Consider the following 18,588-nt stretch of genomic DNA (forward strand, 5'->3'; position numbering starts at 1 on the left):
CCCCACCGATGTCTGTTCCCATCTCGCGCGGGCACAACCCGCTGCGTGACCCCGATGACCGCCGTCTCAACAGGATCGCCGGGCCCAGCGCCCTCGTGATCTTCGGCGTCACCGGAGACCTCTCACGCAAGAAGCTGATGCCCGCGGTCTACGACCTCGCCAACCGCGGACTGCTCCCGCCCGGGTTCGCCCTGGTCGGATTCGCCCGCCGGGACTGGGAGGACCAGGACTTCGCGCAGGTCGTCTACGACGCCGTCAAGGAGCACGCGCGCACTCCGTTCCGCGAGGAGACCTGGACCCAGCTGCTGCAGGGCATCCGCTTCGTCTCGGGCGAGTTCGACAATCCGGACTCCTTCCGCAAGCTCCGCGAGACCATCGAGAAGCTCGACGTCGAACGGGGGACGATGGGCAACCACGCGTTCTACCTGTCGATCCCGCCGAAGGACTTCCCGCTGGTGGCGAAGCAGCTCAAGGAGTCCGGTCTCGTCGGCGAGAACAGTGACGACGACGAGCGCTGGCGTCGCGTCGTGATCGAGAAGCCCTTCGGCCATGACCTCGAGTCGGCGCGGGCGCTCAATGCCGCGCTCGAGGTGGCCTTCCCGGCCGACTCGATCTTCCGCATCGACCACTACCTCGGCAAGGAGACGGTCCAGAACATCCTGGCGCTGCGCTTCGCGAACGAGCTGTACGAGCCGATCTGGAACCGCAACTACGTCGACCACGTGCAGATCACCATGGCCGAGGACATCGGCGTCGGCGGACGCGCGGGATACTACGACGGCATCGGTGCGGCCCGTGACGTGATCCAGAACCACCTGCTGCAGCTGTTGGCTCTCACCGCGATGGAAGAGCCGATCAGCCTCTCGGCTGAGCACCTGCGCGCCGAGAAGGAGAAGGTGCTCGCGGCGGTGCACGTCCCGGACGATCTCTCCCTCGCGACCGCTCGCGGTCAGTACGCGGGCGGGTGGCAGGGTGGCGAGAAGGTCACCGGCTTCCTGGAAGAAGAGGGGATGAACCCCGAGTCGACCACGGAGACGTACGCCGCGATCAAGCTCGAGATCGACACGCGCCGGTGGGCGGACGTGCCGTTCTACCTGCGCACGGGCAAGCGTCTCGGACGCCGTGTGACCGAGATCGCCGTCGTCTTCAAGCGTGCGCCTCAGCACCTCTTCGGGCGCGGAAACGCCTCGGAGCTCGGGCAGAACGCCCTCGTCATCCGCGTCCAGCCGGATGAGGGCGTCACGATCCGCTTCGGGTCGAAGGTTCCCGGCAGCGGCACGAACGTGCGCGACGTGACGATGGACTTCGGATACGGCCACGCCTTCACCGAGGCGAGCCCCGAGGCCTACGAGCGTCTGATCCTCGATGTCCTCCTGGGCGATCCGCCGCTGTTCCCGCGGCACGAGGAGGTCGAGCTCTCCTGGAAGATCCTCGACCCCGTGGAGAAGTACTGGGCAGCCGAAGGCGGCCCAGTCGAGCAGTACGCGCCCGGCTCATGGGGACCGTCATCCGCTGACGACCTGCTGGCCCGCGATGGACGAGTCTGGAGACGCCCGTGATCATCGACCTTCCCGACACCACCGTCAGCCAGGTCGCGAAGCAGCTGGTCAAGGTCCGCGAAGAGGGTGGAGCCGTCGCCCTCGGCCGCGTGCTCACGCTCGTGATCGCTGCGCGCAACGGCGTCGCAGAAGCGGCTATCGATGCCGCGAACGACGCCTCACGAGAGCACCCGATGCGGGTCATCGTCATCACAACAGGTGAGGGCGAGTCACGCCTGGACGCGCAGATCCGCGTCGGTGGAGATGCCGGCGCCAGCGAAGTCGTGGTCCTTCGCGCCTTCGGAGACGCCGCCAGCAACGAGGAGAGCCTGATCACCGGCCTCCTGCTGCCCGATGCTCCCGTGGTCGCCTGGTGGCCGGAGGCGGCCCCCGTGGCGCCTGCGCAGTCACCGCTCGGCAAGATCGCGCAGCGACGCATCACCGATGCCGCCACCGCGAACGACGTCCGCGACCGGCTCGCGCTCCTGGGCGAGACCCACGCCCCCGGCGACACCGATCTGTCGTGGACGCGTCTGACCCACTGGCGCGAGCAGCTCGCCGCTGTGCTCGACCAGCCGCCGTACGAGCAGATCACCGGCGTCGAGGTGCGCGGAGCCGCGGCCTCCCCGTCGACCGCGCTGCTGGCCGCCTGGCTGCAGATGGCGCTCGATGTTCCGGTGCGCTGGTCCTACGAAGACCCCGAGCACTGGGCGGAGGGCATCAAGTCGGTGCGCCTGACACGCGAGTCCGGCGACATCCTTCTGGAGCGCCCGACTCCCGGCGTCGCCGTGCTCACGCAGCCGGGACAGCCGAACCACGACCTGCACCTGCCGCGACGCACTCTGCGCGAGTGCCTCGCAGAGGAGCTGCGTCGACTCGACCCGGACGTCCTGTACGGTCGAGTCATCACCGAGGGCTGGGAGAAGCTGGGTCCGCCCGAGACAGGAGAGTGACGTCGATGACGACATCGTCCGCAGAGAAGCGGGTCGTGGTGGAAGCCACGCCCGCAGCCCTCGCCACCCGAGTGGCCGACCGGTTCCTGACACGGGTGCGCGCGCGCACACGCAACGGGCGGATCGCGCACATCGCCCTCACGGGCGGTTCGATGGGCGGTGCGGTGCTGCGTGCGGCGTCCGAGCACCCGCGAGCGGCGGAGATCGACTGGTCGCTCGTGCACTTCTGGTGGGGTGACGAGAGATTCGTGCCGCGCGACGACGTCGATCGCAACTCGCTGCAGTCCCGACAGGCTCTCCTCGACCACATCCCTGTGCCCCAGGAGAACGTGCACGAGGTCGCCGGCCCTGACACCGGCTTGACCCTCGACGAGTCCGCGGCGGCGTACGCGGCGGACCTGGCGCGGTTCGGTACCGACGAGCATCCGTGGCCCTCTTTCGCCGTGTGCTTCCTCGGGGTCGGCCCCGACGGGCACATCGCCTCCCTCTTCCCGGATCGGGAGGAGGTCACTGTGACGGATGCCGCAGTCCTCGCCGTCCGCAACTCGCCGAAGCCGCCGCCCGAGCGTGTCACGCTGACCCGCCCGGTGCTCAACTCTTCGAAGCGGGTCTGGCTCGTGATGACGGGCGCCGACAAGGCTTCGGCTCTCGGCCTCGCTCTCGCGGGTGCGAGCTACTCGAGCGTGCCCGCCGCCGGCGCCAAGGGGCGCAAGCGCACGGTGTTCTTCGTGGATGAAGCCGCAGCCTCTGAGGTCTCGGTCGACCTGATCGATCAGGCCTACTGAGTCGGTGCCGCCACGCGCGGCCGCTCGGTTCGCTGTCGCTAGGGTCGCTCTGACGAACCGTCGTGCCACGGCGGCGTCTGCGGACGTCCCGAGCTATCCGAGTGCTCAGGAGCACTCGTCGCGGCGGGCTGCGACGAGGAAGCCTCTCCAGGGCCGCCCTGCGATGATCCGCCTGGCGTGCTGCCTCGCTGGATTCCCAGATCCTGGCTGTCGCTGAGCACCTGAGGGTGATAGCGGGCGAGCCCGACCACGCCCCAGACGGCGATGCCTCCGGCGACGGCGAAGATCACGAGCACCCACCACGGAGCCGCAGAGGCTTCGCCCAGCACGACCATTCCGATGAGCACGGCGACGAGAGGGTCGACGACCGTGAGCCCGGCGATCACGAGGTCGGGCGGACCCGAGCTGTACGCGGTCTGCACGAAGTATGCGCCGACAGCGGCCGCCGAGACGAGGGCGAGCACGCAGATCCCGGTGATCCATTCGAACTGACCGGCCTCGATGCGCTTGATGACGACCTTGGCCAAGGTGGCGACGAACCCGTAGAGGATTCCCGCGCCGATCACGTAGAACAGGGCGCGCATCCGGCGGCGCAGGATCAGCCAGCAGGCGCCGAGGACGATGATGACTACGAGCAGGAGCGCCAGGATCGTGAAGAGCTCACGGTCGGTGACATCCTGCTCGGTCGCGTAGATCGCCGCGAAGAACACGAAGAGGAAGATGCCACCCACGCAGCACACGATGGCGGTCAGCGACTGCCGCGTCGGCGAGTGGCCGGAGATCCGCGCGTTGAGCAAGGTGGTGATCACGAGGGCGATCGCCCCGAGCGGCTGGACGACGATCAGCGGCGCCTTCACAAGGGCTGCGAGCTGACAGATCACGGCGAGTCCGAGCATCAGCGTGCCGATGAGCCACGACGGACGGGTCAGGAGGCGCTTGAGCTGATCGAGGCTCAGGCCCGAGGCGCCGTTGGCCCCGCTGAGGCGTTCGACCTTCTCGACACCGCGGTGCTGATACTGGGCGCCGAGGGACATGAAGACGGCGCCGGCGAGAGCGAGCGGGATGCCGAGCAGCAGGTCCGGGTTCTGGAACGCGCCGACGAGCTGATCGCCGACGTCCTCGACCGTGTTCATCCACACCCCAGCATTCACAGTACGACCCTACCTGGCGAGTGCCGCCGACTAGGGTTGTGACGTGGCTGTACTTCCGATTCGCATCATGGGCGACCCCGTCCTGCACTCCCCCGCTTCCCCCGTCGACGAGATCACCGACGACGTCCGCGCCCTCGTCGCCGACATGTTCGAGACGATGGACACCGCCCCAGGGGTCGGTCTCGCCGCTCCGCAGGTCGGCGTGCCCCTGCGCATCTACACGTACGCCTATGTCGATGACGACGACCACCCCTGGCGCGGCGTTCTCATCAATCCCACACTCTGGATGGTGCCACTCGAACCGGGTGAACCCGACCCGGATCTCGAATCCGAGGGTTGCCTCTCGTTCCCCGGCGAGCGGTTCCCGCTGCGCCGGTCGGAGCGCGTCCACGTCACGGCCACCGACCTGGAAGGGCAGCCGGTCTCGATCGATGTCGACGGGTGGCGTGCCCGCATCATGCAGCACGAGTTCGATCACCTCGACGGCATCCTGTACGTCGATCGCCTGTCGGACAGCGACTGGAAGACCGCGCAGAAGATCGCCCGAAAGCGCGGGTGGGGACGCCCCGGCGCGAGTTGGATGCCCGGTGTCGACGACCTCGAAGGCTGAGCGCTCCCAGCCGAACCACAGCATCCTTCGAGTTGCGTCACAGACTCGCCGGGGGTTAGCGTGTTCGCGGCGGGGGCTTTTCGCATGCCTCCGCATCACGCTTCGGAGGGGAAACAGATCATGATGAAGATGCGCACTCGACGCGCCCTGATGCTCGCAGGATCGGCAGTGGCGCTCTCGGTCGCCCTCAGCGGGTGCAGCGCTCTCAACGGCATTCTCGGCGGCGGTTCCGGCGACGCCAACCGCGACGAGGAGAGCGGGCAGGTCACGGAGAGCTCGAACGTCGGCGTCTTCTCGGTGAAGCTGGGCGACTGCATGCTCGACACCGGTTCCGGCACGATGACCGAAGCCAACATCCTCCCCTGCACCGACCCGCACGACCAGGAGGTGTACTACGAGATCACGATGCCGGATGGCGAGTTCTCCGACACCGACATCGACGCGGCGACGCAGGAGTGCATCGGAGACGCGTACACGACGTTCGTGGGCGTGGCCTACCAGGACTCCGCATTCGATGTCACCACGCTCGTTCCCACCAAGGACTCGTGGGAGCGGAACAACGACCGCGTGATCCAGTGCATCGTCTTCGACCCGGCTGGACAGACCACGGGTTCGCTGGCCGGCGCCGCGCGCTGATCCACCGTCTCAGAAGAGGGCCTCGCCATCCGGCGGAGCCCTCTTCGTCGTTCCGAGGGGTTCAGCCGTCGGACGCACGCAGCGCGAGCCAGGCGGCCACACGATCATCAGGATCCGACAGCGAGAGACCGATCAGGTCCTCGACCCGTCTGATCCGCGCGGCCAACGTCTGCCGGTGGATCCGCAACCGCGTAGCGCTCTCACCCCAGGCGCTGTTCGTGGAGAGGAAGACGCGCAGGGTCTCGATGAGCTCGGGTTGCTGCTCGACGCCGCGCAATGGATCCAGAAGCCGACTGATCCGCTGCGTCTGGTCCGCATCCAACTGTCCGAGCACGAACGACACCGTCGGGATCGATGCGTAGCGGACGACGCGCTCCCCACCCGCACGAGCCGTCTCGCAGGCCTGTCGGGCCTCGTCGACACTGCGGGCGAGCGCATCCGTCGTGGCCGGGCGCCCGAGTCCGAGATAGAGCGTCGAGGCGAAGGCCTGCGCCCGATGCGCGATCTCCTGCGCATGATCCTCGCGCACGACGCCGCGGATGAGTCCTCGTTGCGCGGCGAAGACATGCTCGGCCCCGAGTTCGTCGAGCCACAGCGCGAGCAGGTGCTCGACGTCCACTCCGCTCGTGCGTGAGGCCAGCGCGAACCCCACGAGGCTCGGCTCGTGCACGCCCCAGCGTCGGAGAAGCCGTGTCGCCTTCTCCCCTCCCTCCAGCACGGTCTCCAGCATCATGGATCGGCCCAGGCGTTCGAGGTGGCTGCTGTCCCGGGTGCGCATCAGGAGATCGAGCAACGCTGCGGCCTGAGAGCTGAGTTCCCTCCCTCGACCGGAGCTGTCGTTGCGCGGCGCGGTGACCAGCTGCGCGGTGATGTCCTGCCCCGGACCGACAGGATGCACCTGAAGCGCGCGGTGGCGCACCCGCACGGGGCGGCCGACGGCGACCGCGATCGCATCGTCGATGTGCAGGCTCCCCGCGCCTGCGGTCGTGATCACCTCTCCGTGGCGGTCGAGGAGCACCGCCCATCCGTCGATCCGGTGCGCGAGTTCGGCGATGACGCCGGTGATCCCGCTGCGTCGAGCGGCGAGCGTGAGCACCCGCATCGCCGAGGTGATCGCTCTCGCCTCGGCCGCCTGGTCGACGGCGAGCAGGGTCGTCAGCGTCGGCATCAGCAGCTCGTGCGACGTGCCCGCTCGGACGATAGCGGTGACGCCGCCCTCCTCGAGCATGCGCCGGACCGCTGGCGTGTCCGCGCCGGTGACCACGACCACGTCCCGGAGGAGGGTGAGCCGGTCCGCATCGTCGGCGAGTTCGTCCCACTGCGCGGCGTCGACGACGACGAGAGTGGCGAACAGGCGGTCTGTCGGAGCGCCGAAGGACTCGAGAGCGACGACCGAGTTCACATGCCGGGCACTCGACACCCCGCCATGCAGCAGCTCGCCTTGGAGGTATCGCGCCACGGAGGCGACATCACGAGCCACACCTTGATCATACAAAGTGTGAACGGGTGGCACCCCATCCACATATTTGTCGGATGCCCGACGGTCAGCACTCTCCTAGCATCGTCGGCATCCCCTCTCCACCCGAAGGATGTCATGAAAGCTGTAGTCTTCCGCGATCCCCAGTCACCGATCGAGTTCGTCGACGTCGACCTCGCACCCCCGCGCGCGGGTGAGGTGCGCGTGCGCATCGCCGCTGCCGGCGTGTGCCACTCCGATCTGCACGTCAAGCGCGGCGAGTGGGATGCCGCCGCTCCCCTGGTCATGGGCCACGAAGGCTCCGGCGTGGTCACCGAACTCGGCGAAGGTGTCACGACCCTCGCTGTCGGCGATCACGTCGTCCTGAGCTGGGTACCGCCGTGCGGTGAGTGCCGCTACTGCCGAGCCGGTCACGAGGCCCGGTGCCAGAAGGTCGCCACGGTCGTCGCTCCCCTCGGAGTGCTGTTCGACGGCACGTCCCGCCTCAGCCGTGACGGTGAACCGCTGCACCACTACCTCGGCGTCTCCTCGTTCGCGGAGGAGGTCGTGGTTCCCGCATCCGGTGCGGTCAAGGTCCGAGACGACGCCCCGCTCGACGTCGTCGCCGTCGTCGGCTGCGCCGTGGCCACCGGCGTCGGCGCGGTGCTCAACACAGCCGCCGTCGAGCCCGGCTCCACCGTCGTCGTCATCGGTTGCGGCGGCGTCGGACTCAACGTCGTCCAGGGCGCACGACTCGCCGGCGCCGAGCGCATCGTCGCGATCGATGTGCGTCCCGAGAAGACCCAGATGGCGCTGCAGTTCGGTGCGACCGACCGTATCGACGCGTCGCAGGGTGACGCCGTCGCCCAGCTGCGTGAGCTCATCCCCGACGGCGTCGACTACGCGTTCGACGCGATCGGTCGCACGTCCACAACCGAGCAGTCGATCCAGATGCTCGGTCTCGGCGGCGCCGCCGTCATCGTCGGGCTTCCTCCCACGGGCGCCCGCGCATCGTTCGAGCCCCTCGTCCTGGCCGAGGCCGATCAGCGCATCCTCGGCTCGAACTACGGCTCCGTGCGCCCCTCGATCGACGTTCCCGCTCTCGTCGACCGGTACATGGACGGCCAGCTCAAGATCGATCCCCTGATCTCGGGGCGGCGCCCGCTGTCCGAAGCCGCCGCCGCGCTCGACGACCTCGAGGCCGGATCCGCGCTTCGCACGCTCCTCATCCCCTGACCGCCCTCGGCGGACCCCACCCCCACCCCTGAAACCCGAATCCAGGAGAACCATGTCAGACACCGTCGTCGCCCCGCCTGGCGCACCCAAGGATGCCGGTCTTCGCACCGGCGTCATGAGCGGACCCGAACTCGCCGCCCAGGCCATCGCCAACATCGCCCCCAGCGCCGTCATCGCCTTCACCGCAGCGGCGATCTTCCTCGGTGCGGGTAACGGCACCATCTACGCCTTCGCTCTCGCCACCATCGTCATCCTGTGCGTGGGCTACTGCGTGGTGGTGTTCGCCCGCAAGCACGCCTCGGCCGGGTCCCTCTACACCTACGTCTCGAAGGGACTCGGCCCGTTCGGCGCGTTCCTCGCCGGCGTCACGCTGCTGATCGGCTGCTTCGGCATCGCCGCGGCCTCGCTCAGCGGATCCGTCAGCTACATGGCGCAGTTCCTGAGCATGCTCGGCCTCCCGGCACAGGGACTCGGCTGGGACATCGGTCTCGCCATCGTGCTCGGTGGCCTGGCGACGCTGTTCACCATCCGCGGCATCCGCCTGTCCGCCCGCGTCTCGCTCGTCCTCGAGCTCGTCTCGGTCGGGATCATCCTCGTGCTGCTGATCGCCGCTCTGGTCTGGGCCGGCCCGGCCGCGTGGGACCCCGCGCAGGTGCTCGCCACCGGTTCGTCCTTCCAGGGCGTCGCCTCCGGCATGGTGCTCGGCATCCTCGGCTTCGTGGGTTTCTCCTCGGCCGACGCGCTCGGTCGTGAGGCCAAGGAGCCGTACAAGGCCATCCCCCGCGCGATCATGTGGAGCGCGCTCGGTGTGGGTGTGCTGTACGTCTTCGCCGCGTACACGCAGATCACCGTGCTCGGAGACGATCTGGCCACCTCGTCCAGTCCTCTGGAGAGCATGTCGGCCCTGATCGGCATGCCGGGCTGGTTCGCCGCCGTGCTCACGTTCGGCGTCTCCGCGTCGTTCTTCGCCGTGGTCGTCGCCCCGCTCAACGTGATCGGACGCATCGTCTACGTGATGGGCAAGGAGGGCGTCGTCGCGGAGCGGTTCGGACGCACGCACGAGCAGCATCTGACGCCGCACCGCGTGCTCATCATCGCCGGCGCTGCGGCCGTCGCGGTCGATATCGTGCTGCTGGTCTCGGGCGCCGCGACCGGAGAGATCCTCGTCTGGGTCAACACCTGGGGCACCTACGGCTACATGGTGGCCTACGCCCTCGTCGCGATCGCCTGCGTCGTCTACACGCAGCGGGCGAAGATGCGCAACGGCCTCGTGAAGGCGTGCGCGACCGTCGCCGTCGTCACGATGGGGTACGTGTTCTTCGCGAACGTCTGGCCGGTGCCGGCATTCCCCTACAACGTGATCCCGTACGTGTTCCTGGCGACGGTGGCCCTGGCCCTCACCCGATACGCCTACCTGGCGCGTCGTCGCCCCGATGTCATCGCCCGCATCGGCAACACCGAGACGAGTGCGATGGAGGGCGTCGGCTGATCCTCTCTCGCCGCCGTGCAGAAGAGCCCCTTCCATCGAAGGGGCTCTTCTGCGTCCAGCCCATTGCTCGACTTCACGGGGAAACGAGAGAAGCCCCCTCCGTGGAGGGGGCTTCTCTCGTTGGCTCCCCGGCTTGGACTCGAACCAAGAACCTGCCGGTTAACAGCCGGCTGCTCTGCCAATTGAGCTACCGAGGAATGTGCACCGCTGAGCGGGCAACTCGACAAGCTTAGCAAACTCCGGGAGGTGTTCACGACACCGAGGCGCCGTTCGGGGATGCCGGGCGTGTCGGACTCAGTGCCGCGAATCCGACTCCGCGTTCGGCACCCAGAGCAGATCCTTGCCCACGCCACGGGCGACCACGTGCCCACTGCGGAGCATCAAAGTCTCGGCATTCAGCTCGCGGATGAAGTCGGCGTCGTTGGTCACCAGGAGAGCGGCCATCGACTGCTCCTTGCGGCGACGGGTGATCGCATCGAAGACGACCGGCCGCACCTCGAGGTCGAGGTTCGCGAGCACCTCGTCGGCGATGAGCACCTTCGGCTCCAGGACGAAGGAGCGGGCGATCGCCACACGCTGACGCATGCCGGCACTGAGCTCATAGGGGAACTTCGCCGCCGTGCCGAGGGGCAGGTGCAGCTCGTCCAACAGCGTCGCCACACGGATCGAGAGCGCCTTCGTGTTCACCCGACGCTCGCGGATGAGGATCGGCTCCGCGATCACCTCGTTCACGGTGAGCCGCGGCGGCAGGTCGGCGCCCGCCCCCTGCGGTACGAATCCGGTGCGATAGGTGAGGATCCGGTGCTTGCGGCCAGGCCGGCGCACATCGACGCCGCACACCTGGGCCCTCCCTCCGACGACCTTGACCGAGGGATCGGTGGAGCCGGCGAGGGCGGCGACCAGCGTCGACTTGCCGGAGCCGGTGGGCCCAGCGACGCAGATCAGACCGCCGGGCGCGAGCGAGAAGGTGACGCCGTCGACGGCACGCGTCGGCATCCCGTGGCCGATGCGGTCGATCACCAGATCAGAGCAATCGATCGCGTTCGTGGATTCGGGCCTGCGGGACATGACTCCATCCTGCCCTCTGCGCGATGCCGGTCGGGGTTACGACTCGGCGAAGCGCTGACGCTCCGCATCGATGTCGCGCAACCGCATCCGCAGCGCGCGGCCTCCGTCGGAATCCGCGGGCACTCGCTGCACCGCACCGAGGAGCTCTTGCTTCTCGCGCTCGAGCTGACGGAGCACGAGTCGACGGGTGAGGTCGGCCACGGTGGCGACGGCTCGCTCTTCGTCGCGGGCGGGGAACGGCGTCATCAGCAGCTCCCCCGCGAGCGAACGGTAGGGCTCACGGACGCTGTTCACCGCCTCGGTCACCCACCCGGCTCTGGTGCGGTCGGGGGCGGCGGCGACGGCCTCGCGCACGGCGTCGAGACCGGGGGTCCGGAACGGCGCCTCCAACGCCCTGTTGAGGAGGGCCTGATCGACCTGATGGCCGTACTGCAGGGCGCCCATCAGCGCGTCGCGTTCGACGGCGACGTCGGGGCTGCGCGGCAGGCTCGACAGAGTGACCGGAGCGACGACCGGAGCGCCCGTCACCGCATCCGTCAGCGGAGCCTCCCGACGCACCTGCTGCGGAGTCGACGCGCCGCGTGCCGCGCGTTCGACCTCGCTGCGCACCTCAGTGGGATCCATCCCGAGCCGGCGCGCCAGCACCCGCTCGTATCCCGGGCGAAGAAGCTGGTCGCGGATCTCGGCCACGATGGGCGCGGCCGCACGCAGCGCGCCGACCCGCCCTTCGACGGTGGAGAGGTCGAAGCCGCCGAGCTTGCGGTCGATCGCGAACTCGAACATCGGCTGCTTCGCGTCCATCAGCCCGCGCACGGCCGCATCTCCGCGCTGGAGTCGCAGGTCGCACGGATCCATGCCGTCAGGGGCGACGGCGACGAAAGTCTGCGCGTTGAACCTGTCGTCCTCCGTGAATGCACGCAGGGCCGCCTTCTGTCCCGCTTCGTCTCCGTCGAAGGTGAAGACGACCTCGCCCGAGGCGTTGTCGTCGCCCATCACCCGGCGCAGGACCTTGATGTGCTCGGTGCCGAACGCCGTGCCGCAGGTGGCGATCGCGGTCGTGAGACCCGCGAGGTGGCAGGCCATCACATCGGTGTATCCCTCAACCACGACGACACGGCGAGGATCCCCGCGAGCGATGTCGCGCTTGGCGAGGTCGAGCCCGTAGAGCACCTGCGCCTTCTTGTAGATCGGCGTCTCGGGGGTGTTCAGGTACTTCGGCCCCTGGTCGTCGTCGAACAGTTTGCGCGCGCCGAAACCGATGGTCTGTCCCGACACGTCCCGGATCGGCCACACCAGCCGCCCGCGGAAGCGGTCGTACACGCCGCGCTGCCCCGTCGAGACGAGACCGGCGTTGCTGAGTTCCTCACGCGTGAATCCCTGCGCGGTGAGGGCCTTGAGCATCCCGTCCCACCCGCGCGGGGCGAAACCGACTCCGAAATGCGCGGCAGCACCAGCATCGAACCCGCGCTCGCCCAGGAAGCGACGCCCGGCCTCGGCATCGGGGGTGAGCAGTTGCGCACGGAAGAACTCCGCCGCCGCGGTGTTGGCAGCGTACAGACGGCTGCGACCGCTGGTCTCGGGAGCCGCTCCCCCGTCTTCGTAATGCAGCGTGTATCCGATACGCCCGGCGAGACGCTCCACGGCCTCGGTGAAGCTGACGTGGTCCATCTCCCGCAGGAACGAGTAGACGTCGCCGGATTCCCCGCAGCCGAAGCAGTGGTAGTACCCCACCTGCTGGCGCACATGGAAGCTCGGGCTCTTCTCGTCGTGGAAGGGACACAGTCCCTTGAGGGATCCGACCCCGGCCGATCTGAGAGCCACACGCTCACCGATGATGTCGGCGATGTTCGTCCGCGCCTTCACCTCGTCGACGTCGGCCTGCAGGATCCGCGGCATCAGTGCGCCCCTTCGACCACGGGCAGCCGCTCGGCGTGCGCCTGCGCGCCCGGACGGGGGTGACGCGGAGTCCAGATCCCGACCTCGGCCGGATCGATCTCGCCGACGAGCCGGTTGTGCCAGTCGATCGCGCTCTGGTCGGTGAGGCTCGCGATCTGATCCACCACGACCCTGGCGCGCTCGGCGTCGTTCTGCGCGGCGACGAAGTCGGCCGCGAATGCAGGCTCGAGCACATCGGAGCCGGCGGACCACAGCGCGTCGGTCGACCAGAGGGCGTCGGCGAGCCGCTTGAGCACGCGTCGCTGCTCCTTGTAGACGCCCTTGCGGGCTTCGATCGTGACGATCGCCTGGCCCATGATGCCCTTGAGGACCGCGATCTCCACCTCGATCACGCGTGGCACGACGACGTGGGCGTTGTAGCGCACCAGGGCGGTCGAGCCGTACGCCTCCTTCGTGGCGGAGACCGAGGCACGGGCGAAACGTCCGATCAGGTCGCTCGTCAGGTTCTTGAGTCGGGCGAGTGCCTGACGGGAGCGGTCGAACGACGACAGCCACATCGGCTGCGATGCCAGGCGGTACAGAGCATCGGCGAGCTCGTCGCGCGTGAAGTCGTAGCCCACCCACTGCTGGATGCGTCCGACGAGGGCATCGTGCTGGCGCGGATCGGCGAGCTGGGCGACGTCGACGTAACCGTTGACGATCGCATCCTCGAAGTCGTGGACCGAGTAGGCGATGTCGTCGGAGAGGTCCATGATCTCGGCCTCGATGCAGCGCAGACGCCCCGGTGCCCCCTCGCGCATCCAGCGGAAGACCGCCTCGTCCTCGGGGTACACGCCGAACTTCAGGCGACCACCCGGGTCCGGAACTGGGCTGTCGACCGTCCACGGGTACTTGCACGTGGCGTCGAGACTGGCGCGGGTGAGGTTCAGCCCGACCGAGCGGTCATCGTCGTCGAGGACCTTCGCCTCGAGTCGGGAGAGGATGCGCAAGGACTGCGCGTTCCCCTCGAACCCTCCGATGGGCTCGGCCCATTCGTTGAGCGCCCGCTCGCCGTTGTGGCCGAAGGGAGGGTGGCCCAGGTCGTGGCTGAGGCACGCGGTGTCGACGACATCGGCCGAGACGCCGAGGGCGACCGCGAGCTCACGCCCGACCTGTGCGACCTCCAGGGAATGCGTCAGGCGGTTGCGCGCAAAGTCGGCTGTGCTGGCGGGGCTGAGTACCTGCGTCTTCGCGGCGAGCCGGCGCAGCGCTGCGGAATGCAGCACCCGCGCGCGGTCGCGGGCGAAGTCGTTGCGCTCGGAACGGTGGGTCTCAGCGAAGAAGCGCTCGGCGTCGCGCGCGTCATAGCCGTCGGCGCGCAGGCCGACCTGGGGATCAACCACCACTGTTCTCGATCTCCGCTCCACGCATCATCTCGGAGGCCGACGATGCGAGCTCCCGAGACTCCAACCACTTGTCGGGCAGCGCCGTGCGCTTGGGGTGACCTGACCGACCGCGCTGGCCCTCGGCATCCGCGCCCGGGTACGGCGCGGTGTGGTCGAGGCGCCCGAGGAAGTCGTCGATCTCCGCGAGGCTGGACGCGGTGGCGAGCCCCGTGCGGATGTCGCCGCCGACCGGATACCCCTTGAAGTACCAGGACACGTGCTTGCGCACGTCGCGGCACCCGCGGTCCTCATCCTCGAAGAACTCGACGAGAAGCTCTGCGTGACGCCGGAAGGCGTTCGCGACGAATCCGAGCGTGGCATCGACGGTCTTGCCCTCGCCGCCGAAAGCCGTCGCCAGCTCGCCGAACAGCCACGGGCGTCCGAGGCAGCCGCGTCCGACCACGACGCCGTCGCAGTCGGTCTGGGCCATCATGCGCACCGCGTCGTCGGCCGACCAGATGTCGCCGTTGCCCAGCACAGGAATGCTCGTGACGGCCTGCTTGAGCTCGCCGATGGCATTCCAGTCGGCGAAGCCGGAGTAGAACTCGCTCGCGGTGCGGGCGTGGAGGGCGACCGCAGCCGCACCGGCATCTTCGGCCGCGCGCCCGGCGTCGAGGAACGTCAGGTGATCGCGGTCGATGCCCTTGCGCATCTTCACCGTGAGCGGCACGTCACCTGCGGCCTTGACGGCCTGGTCGACGATGTCGGCGAACAGCTTCGATTTCCAGGGCAGCGCCGCTCCCCCGCCGCGGCGGGTGACCTTCGGCACCGGGCACCCGAAGTTGAGGTCGATGTGGTCAGCGTGATCCTCGGCCACGATGATGCGCACCGCCTCGGCGATGGTCTTCGGGTCGACGCCGTAGAGCTGGATCGACCGCGGCGTCTCCGACTCGTGATGGCGGATCAGCCGCATCGTGGTCTCGTTGCGCTCGACCAGGGCACGCGAGGTGATCATCTCGCTCACATAGAGCCCGGCGCCGTACTCACGGCACAGACGCCGGAAGGCGGTGTTGGTGATCCCCGCCATGGGGGCGAGGACGACCGGCACGTCGAGATAGATCGGACCGATGCGAAGGGGGCGGGCGGGGGCGGTGGCGAGAGTCATGTCCCCTCCATTCTCCCAGACGCAGAGCCACGAGGGATGCTGCGATCTAAGCTGTGAAGTATGACCGATTCCGCGCTCCGCACGATCCCGTTCACCGACGCGAAGGGCGAGGAGAAGACCCTCGACGATCTCGGCGCCGACGTGGTGCTGGTCGTGAACGTCGCCTCCAAGTGCGGCCTCACGCCCCAGTACGAGCAGCTCGAGGAGCTGCAGCGTCTGTACGGCGACCGCGGGTTCACGGTCGTCGGCTTCCCGTGCAACCAGTTCTTCGGCCAGGAGCCCGGCTCGGTGGACGACATCCTCGAGTTCTGCTCGACGACCTACGGCGTCACGTTCCCGGTCAACGACAAGGTCAAGGTGAACGGGAAGAACGCCGCGGAGCTCTACAAGGCGCTCAAGGAGACCCCGGACGCCGGTGGCAAGGCCGGCCGGGTGGAGTGGAACTTCGAGAAGTTCCTCGTGCTGCCGGACGGGGACGTCCTGCGCTTCCGCCCGAAGCAGAAGCCGGACGCCCCCGAGATCGTCAGCGCGATCGAAGCGGCTCTGACCCGCTAGACCGCTGCGGTCTCCGTCTCGCTCTCTCCGCGCTTCGACCAGAGGTCGCGAAGGACGTTCTCGAATGCGGCGGGCGGCTGGGCGCCGCTGATGCCGTACTGGCCGTCGACGACGAAGAACGGCACGCCCTGGATGCCGTAGGCGCGAGCCTGAGCCTGGTCCTGGCGAACGGCCGGAAGGAACTCTTCGCTCTCGAGCGCCGCACGTGCTCGATCGGCGTCGAGGCCGACCTCGACCGCGAGGTCGACGAGGTCGTCGATGCGCCCGACGTGCTTGCCCTCGGTGAAGTAGGCGGACATGAGCCGCTCCTCCATCTCGTGCTGACGCCCCTCGGCCTTCGCGAAGTGCAGCAGCTCGTGTGCCTTCACCGTGTTGGTGTGCTGCAGCAGATCGAAGCGGTACTCGAGCCCCGCGTTCGCGGCCACGCCGGTCACGTTCGACAGCATTTGCTCGACCTGCTCGCGCGGCATGCCCTTGTGCCCGGCGAGGAAGTCGACCTCGTCACCGTCGAAGTCGACGGGAGTGTCGGGCGAGAGCTCGAACGAATGGAAGGTGATGTTGACCTGCGGCGCATCCTCATCGGCCGCGACCGCTTCGAGACCCTTCTCGAGGTTGCGCTTGCCGATGTAGCACCAGGGGCAGGCGATGTCGGACCAGATGTCGATGGAGATGGGTTCAGTCACACTTTCATCCAACCGCATGCGCCTATGAGCTATTCCTCGGCTGCGGGGACCGGCGGTCAGCCGACTCGATTCCACAGGGTCGGCACCTTGTCCACTTGTCCGCAGTGCGGGCAGCCGGAGGGCCGCGGGCACAGGTCACAATTACCCAGCCTTGAGTACTCTGTCGAGCTACGCTCATGAGAACCGCGCTGGCACTCATACTCACCAGGCGGCGCGATCGCGTCAAAGCGGAACGGCTCCTCAGGGGACAGGTGCGCCCGCGAGCCAATTTCACTCGGTTCCGCAAGACCGTTCGCGATTGCACCGAGTCGTGTGAGCGCGAGCAGGATCTCCGTGTCGCTGCCGCGGATACTTGTGAGGAAGTCCGCGGCCCTGGCACTGGGGTACCCCCTCGCAGTGGATAGCTCTCGGAACTTGTTTCGCGCACTCGGGCTGTCGTGGGCAACGCGATTACGCACGATCGTCAGATCGCGCAGCGTCGAAGCATCCGCGCCATGATAAGCGAGACGGGTGAACGGTTGCCCGTGCTCGAAGAGCCGCTTTGCGCGCACCAGCGTCTTCGCCTGATATGGCAACCAGCTCAAGTACCAGCTCTCACCCGCGACATCCGCTCCGCCAACCATGAGAGTCGCCTCTTCACGGGAACCAACCAGATATGACGCAACGATCTCGGCCCCGAGATGCCCCTGTAAACCAAGAAGGAACAGATCTCCGAGAAACTCTTCGAACAAACCCATAGCCCGCACCAACGCAAGTTCGACAACGTCGTCCCGCGTCGACGAGAGGAGGCTCGCGCGGGCGGTCGCCTGCTCCGCGTCAGTCACGGACGCTCGGAGAGCGTTCAACGACACGAGCAGGCTTGCGGCAAGTGCTTGGCCGTCACTCACGCTCTACATCACCGATCTAAGAAGCCTGATCCGTTGCAGGCGACTGGCCTTGTGAGTTGTCTGGCGGCGCAAACCTTCAGAGAGATCATCTGGGAGGCCCCCTCGCACGGCAATCAGCCGATCAACCTCAAGTAGTGCGGTCGCCAGAACTTCCATGTCAGTGACTCTTGAAGCATTCAGCGACGGCGGGAGGCCTTGCGTGTAGTCATTTCTCGGGTCGGCACCCTCATCGGAAAGACCGGCAACCGTCGCAAAAACAGGGTAGAACCAGGCTGCAGACCTGAACCTGTCGGGCAGACGTACGCCCAGACGTTCATCATAGACGTCAGCGAGGCTGTCGAAAATACTCCGAAAATCGGCGCTAACTGAGTCCTTCTGGTGAAAATCATCGTCGTTTTCTCGATAGAGCTTAGTGATCTGCGCCGCGCTTCTCCCGCTGACACCCCTTATAAGGGCACCAAGCAGATCGCTCGTGAACTCAACCTCGGCCATCTGTCCGATATCTTGACGATCAAAAAGCCCCCAACGGACCCAGCGTTGATTCTGTTCGTAGGCGAGAGCATAGGCGACATCCTTGAACTCACCAAAAAAGGTTCCGTTTCGCACCTCTTGATCTTTTAGCTTCAACCCTGTCGTATTCATCCGCTGAAAGATTTGCAGAACGGTAACATCAGGAATATCGCTGGGAAGCACATTCACCGAGAGAGACGTCTGCAAGATTGTTGTTCGGGCGTCTTCCGGAAGATCAGCAAACGACATACCAGCATACTCACGGTTGTGAGTTCTCTGAATTCGGAAATCATCCCACTCGTCTCGGTCATCGAGGCAGTCGGGGTCGACGAACGACAAGATCGTCCGCAAACGTTGTTGCCCGTCCACTACCTGTCGAACATTTTTCGATGTGTGTATGTCGAGCCTTCGATGAATAAAAATCAGCGGTAGCGGGTACCCCTTGAGGATGGAGTCCATCAAGAGACTCTTCACCCTAGGATTCCAGACTGCTCGACGCTGATAGAAAGGCCGTAGATCGAGCGTCCCCTGCCGCTGCCACTCGAGGAAGTCAAGCACCGAAAAAGCGGTCTTCATGATCTGGAGCGGCTCGGTCATGAGTCGATC

Annotated in this window: 17 protein-coding genes and 1 tRNA gene; 8 read left to right on the forward strand and 10 right to left on the reverse strand. The window is 67.2% G+C overall.

All coding sequences use genetic code 11. The features are described 5' to 3' along the window. Window positions 1-8 precede the first annotated feature (8 nt). Genes zwf through pgl form a run of 3 tightly spaced genes read left to right on the forward strand, consistent with a single transcriptional unit; the run spans window position 9 to window position 3,276 of the window. A complete protein-coding gene (gene zwf, locus F6W70_RS09405) occupies window positions 9-1,559 on the forward strand; it encodes a glucose-6-phosphate dehydrogenase (protein ID WP_017830394.1) in 1,551 nt (516 codons plus the stop codon). Then, a complete protein-coding gene (locus F6W70_RS09410) occupies window positions 1,556-2,491 on the forward strand; it encodes a glucose-6-phosphate dehydrogenase assembly protein OpcA (protein ID WP_055867726.1) in 936 nt (311 codons plus the stop codon). Before zwf ends, F6W70_RS09410 begins: the two co-directional genes overlap by 4 nt. Window positions 2,492-2,496: 5 nt before the next feature. Further along, window positions 2,497-3,276, forward strand: coding sequence for a 6-phosphogluconolactonase (gene pgl, locus F6W70_RS09415; protein WP_031206051.1), 780 nt, complete (start codon window positions 2,497-2,499; stop codon window positions 3,274-3,276). A gap of 38 nt (window positions 3,277-3,314) precedes the next feature. Here pgl and F6W70_RS09420 read toward each other — a convergent pair whose 3' ends face one another. Continuing rightward, a complete protein-coding gene (locus tag F6W70_RS09420; protein WP_151486469.1) occupies window positions 3,315-4,409 on the reverse strand; it encodes a DMT family transporter in 1,095 nt (364 codons plus the stop codon). 61 nt (window positions 4,410-4,470) lie between these two features. Here F6W70_RS09420 and def point away from each other — a divergent pair, with 61 nt between their 5' ends. After that, the gene (gene def / locus F6W70_RS09425; protein WP_082524191.1) at window positions 4,471-5,037 is read left to right on the forward strand and encodes a peptide deformylase; all 567 of its coding nucleotides are present in this window, start codon (window positions 4,471-4,473) and stop codon (window positions 5,035-5,037) included. 129 nt (window positions 5,038-5,166) lie between these two features. After that, the gene (locus tag F6W70_RS09430; RefSeq protein ID WP_235562496.1) at window positions 5,167-5,673 is read left to right on the forward strand and encodes a septum formation family protein; all 507 of its coding nucleotides are present in this window, start codon (window positions 5,167-5,169) and stop codon (window positions 5,671-5,673) included. A gap of 61 nt (window positions 5,674-5,734) precedes the next feature. Here F6W70_RS09430 and F6W70_RS09435 read toward each other — a convergent pair whose 3' ends face one another. Then, window positions 5,735-7,153: a PucR family transcriptional regulator gene (locus F6W70_RS09435; protein WP_151486470.1), complete on the reverse strand. Its 1,419-nt coding sequence runs from the start codon at window positions 7,151-7,153 to the stop codon at window positions 5,735-5,737. Between the two features lie 114 nt (window positions 7,154-7,267). Here F6W70_RS09435 and F6W70_RS09440 point away from each other — a divergent pair, with 114 nt between their 5' ends. Both F6W70_RS09440 and F6W70_RS09445 read left to right on the forward strand, forming a co-directional pair. Then, entirely contained in the window at window positions 7,268-8,365 is a 1,098-nt protein-coding gene (locus F6W70_RS09440; RefSeq protein ID WP_055867714.1) for an alcohol dehydrogenase catalytic domain-containing protein, read from the forward strand. Window positions 8,366-8,417: 52 nt separating this feature from the next. Then, complete coding sequence (locus F6W70_RS09445) at window positions 8,418-9,854, forward strand: APC family permease (RefSeq protein WP_055867711.1); 1,437 nt, start codon at window positions 8,418-8,420, stop codon at window positions 9,852-9,854. Between the two features lie 121 nt (window positions 9,855-9,975). Here the strand turns inward: F6W70_RS09445 and F6W70_RS09450 are convergent. The 5 genes from F6W70_RS09450 to dusB all read right to left on the reverse strand — a co-directional run bounded on the left by F6W70_RS09450 (window position 9,976) and on the right by dusB (window position 15,347). After that, window positions 9,976-10,051 (reverse strand) — tRNA-Asn (locus F6W70_RS09450). Between the two features lie 97 nt (window positions 10,052-10,148). Then, the gene (locus F6W70_RS09455; RefSeq protein WP_017830385.1) at window positions 10,149-10,922 is read right to left on the reverse strand and encodes an ATP-binding cassette domain-containing protein; all 774 of its coding nucleotides are present in this window, start codon (window positions 10,920-10,922) and stop codon (window positions 10,149-10,151) included. Window positions 10,923-10,958: 36 nt separating this feature from the next. Beyond that, window positions 10,959-12,818 (reverse strand): DNA primase, encoded by a 1,860-nt coding sequence (dnaG, locus tag F6W70_RS09460; protein WP_055867709.1) that lies wholly within the window; start codon window positions 12,816-12,818, stop codon window positions 10,959-10,961. Continuing rightward, the gene (locus F6W70_RS09465) at window positions 12,818-14,203 is read right to left on the reverse strand and encodes a deoxyguanosinetriphosphate triphosphohydrolase (protein WP_055867706.1); all 1,386 of its coding nucleotides are present in this window, start codon (window positions 14,201-14,203) and stop codon (window positions 12,818-12,820) included. The genes dnaG and F6W70_RS09465 overlap by 1 nt, the downstream gene beginning before the upstream one ends. After that, window positions 14,193-15,347: a tRNA dihydrouridine synthase DusB gene (dusB, locus tag F6W70_RS09470; RefSeq protein WP_151486471.1), complete on the reverse strand. Its 1,155-nt coding sequence runs from the start codon at window positions 15,345-15,347 to the stop codon at window positions 14,193-14,195. Before dusB ends, F6W70_RS09465 begins: the two co-directional genes overlap by 11 nt. A gap of 60 nt (window positions 15,348-15,407) precedes the next feature. Between dusB and F6W70_RS09475 the strand changes: the two genes are divergently transcribed. Beyond that, on the forward strand, window positions 15,408-15,902 hold the full coding sequence (locus tag F6W70_RS09475; protein WP_017830381.1) for a glutathione peroxidase: 495 nt from the start codon (window positions 15,408-15,410) through the stop codon (window positions 15,900-15,902). On the opposite strand, the gene F6W70_RS09480 is transcribed toward F6W70_RS09475, so the two are convergent. The 3 genes from F6W70_RS09480 to F6W70_RS09490 all read right to left on the reverse strand — a co-directional run bounded on the left by F6W70_RS09480 (window position 15,899) and on the right by F6W70_RS09490 (window position 18,579). Further along, complete coding sequence (locus F6W70_RS09480) at window positions 15,899-16,585, reverse strand: DsbA family oxidoreductase (RefSeq protein WP_055867703.1); 687 nt, start codon at window positions 16,583-16,585, stop codon at window positions 15,899-15,901. The two genes, F6W70_RS09475 and F6W70_RS09480, sit on opposite strands and share 4 nt — an antisense overlap. A gap of 56 nt (window positions 16,586-16,641) precedes the next feature. Continuing rightward, the gene (locus F6W70_RS09485; RefSeq protein ID WP_170287875.1) at window positions 16,642-17,409 is read right to left on the reverse strand and encodes a hypothetical protein; all 768 of its coding nucleotides are present in this window, start codon (window positions 17,407-17,409) and stop codon (window positions 16,642-16,644) included. Window positions 17,410-17,475: 66 nt separating this feature from the next. Beyond that, a complete protein-coding gene (locus F6W70_RS09490) occupies window positions 17,476-18,579 on the reverse strand; it encodes a DUF262 domain-containing protein (RefSeq protein WP_151486473.1) in 1,104 nt (367 codons plus the stop codon). Between the last annotated feature and the right edge of the window lie 9 nt (window positions 18,580-18,588).

It is taken from the genome of Microbacterium maritypicum, from assembly GCF_008868125.1.
GTDB lineage: Bacteria > Actinomycetota > Actinomycetes > Actinomycetales > Microbacteriaceae > Microbacterium > Microbacterium maritypicum.

What these genes read in the sequence shown, in the direction of transcription:
- zwf (WP_017830394.1), top strand. Translation starts at nt 9, where the DNA reads ATGTCTGTTCCCATCTCGCGCGGGCACAACCCGCTGCGTGACCCCGAT.
- pgl (WP_031206051.1), top strand. Translation starts at nt 2,497, where the DNA reads ATGACGACATCGTCCGCAGAGAAGCGGGTCGTGGTGGAAGCCACGCCC.
- F6W70_RS09420 (WP_151486469.1), bottom strand. Translation starts at nt 4,409, where the DNA reads ATGAACACGGTCGAGGACGTCGGCGATCAGCTCGTCGGCGCGTTCCAG.
- F6W70_RS09430 (WP_235562496.1), top strand. Translation starts at nt 5,167, where the DNA reads ATGCGCACTCGACGCGCCCTGATGCTCGCAGGATCGGCAGTGGCGCTC.
- F6W70_RS09440 (WP_055867714.1), top strand. Translation starts at nt 7,268, where the DNA reads ATGAAAGCTGTAGTCTTCCGCGATCCCCAGTCACCGATCGAGTTCGTC.
- F6W70_RS09445 (WP_055867711.1), top strand. Translation starts at nt 8,418, where the DNA reads ATGTCAGACACCGTCGTCGCCCCGCCTGGCGCACCCAAGGATGCCGGT.
- F6W70_RS09455 (WP_017830385.1), bottom strand. Translation starts at nt 10,922, where the DNA reads ATGTCCCGCAGGCCCGAATCCACGAACGCGATCGATTGCTCTGATCTG.
- dnaG (WP_055867709.1), bottom strand. Translation starts at nt 12,818, where the DNA reads ATGCCGCGGATCCTGCAGGCCGACGTCGACGAGGTGAAGGCGCGGACG.
- dusB (WP_151486471.1), bottom strand. Translation starts at nt 15,347, where the DNA reads ATGACTCTCGCCACCGCCCCCGCCCGCCCCCTTCGCATCGGTCCGATC.
- F6W70_RS09475 (WP_017830381.1), top strand. Translation starts at nt 15,408, where the DNA reads ATGACCGATTCCGCGCTCCGCACGATCCCGTTCACCGACGCGAAGGGC.
- F6W70_RS09490 (WP_151486473.1), bottom strand. Translation starts at nt 18,579, where the DNA reads ATGACCGAGCCGCTCCAGATCATGAAGACCGCTTTTTCGGTGCTTGAC.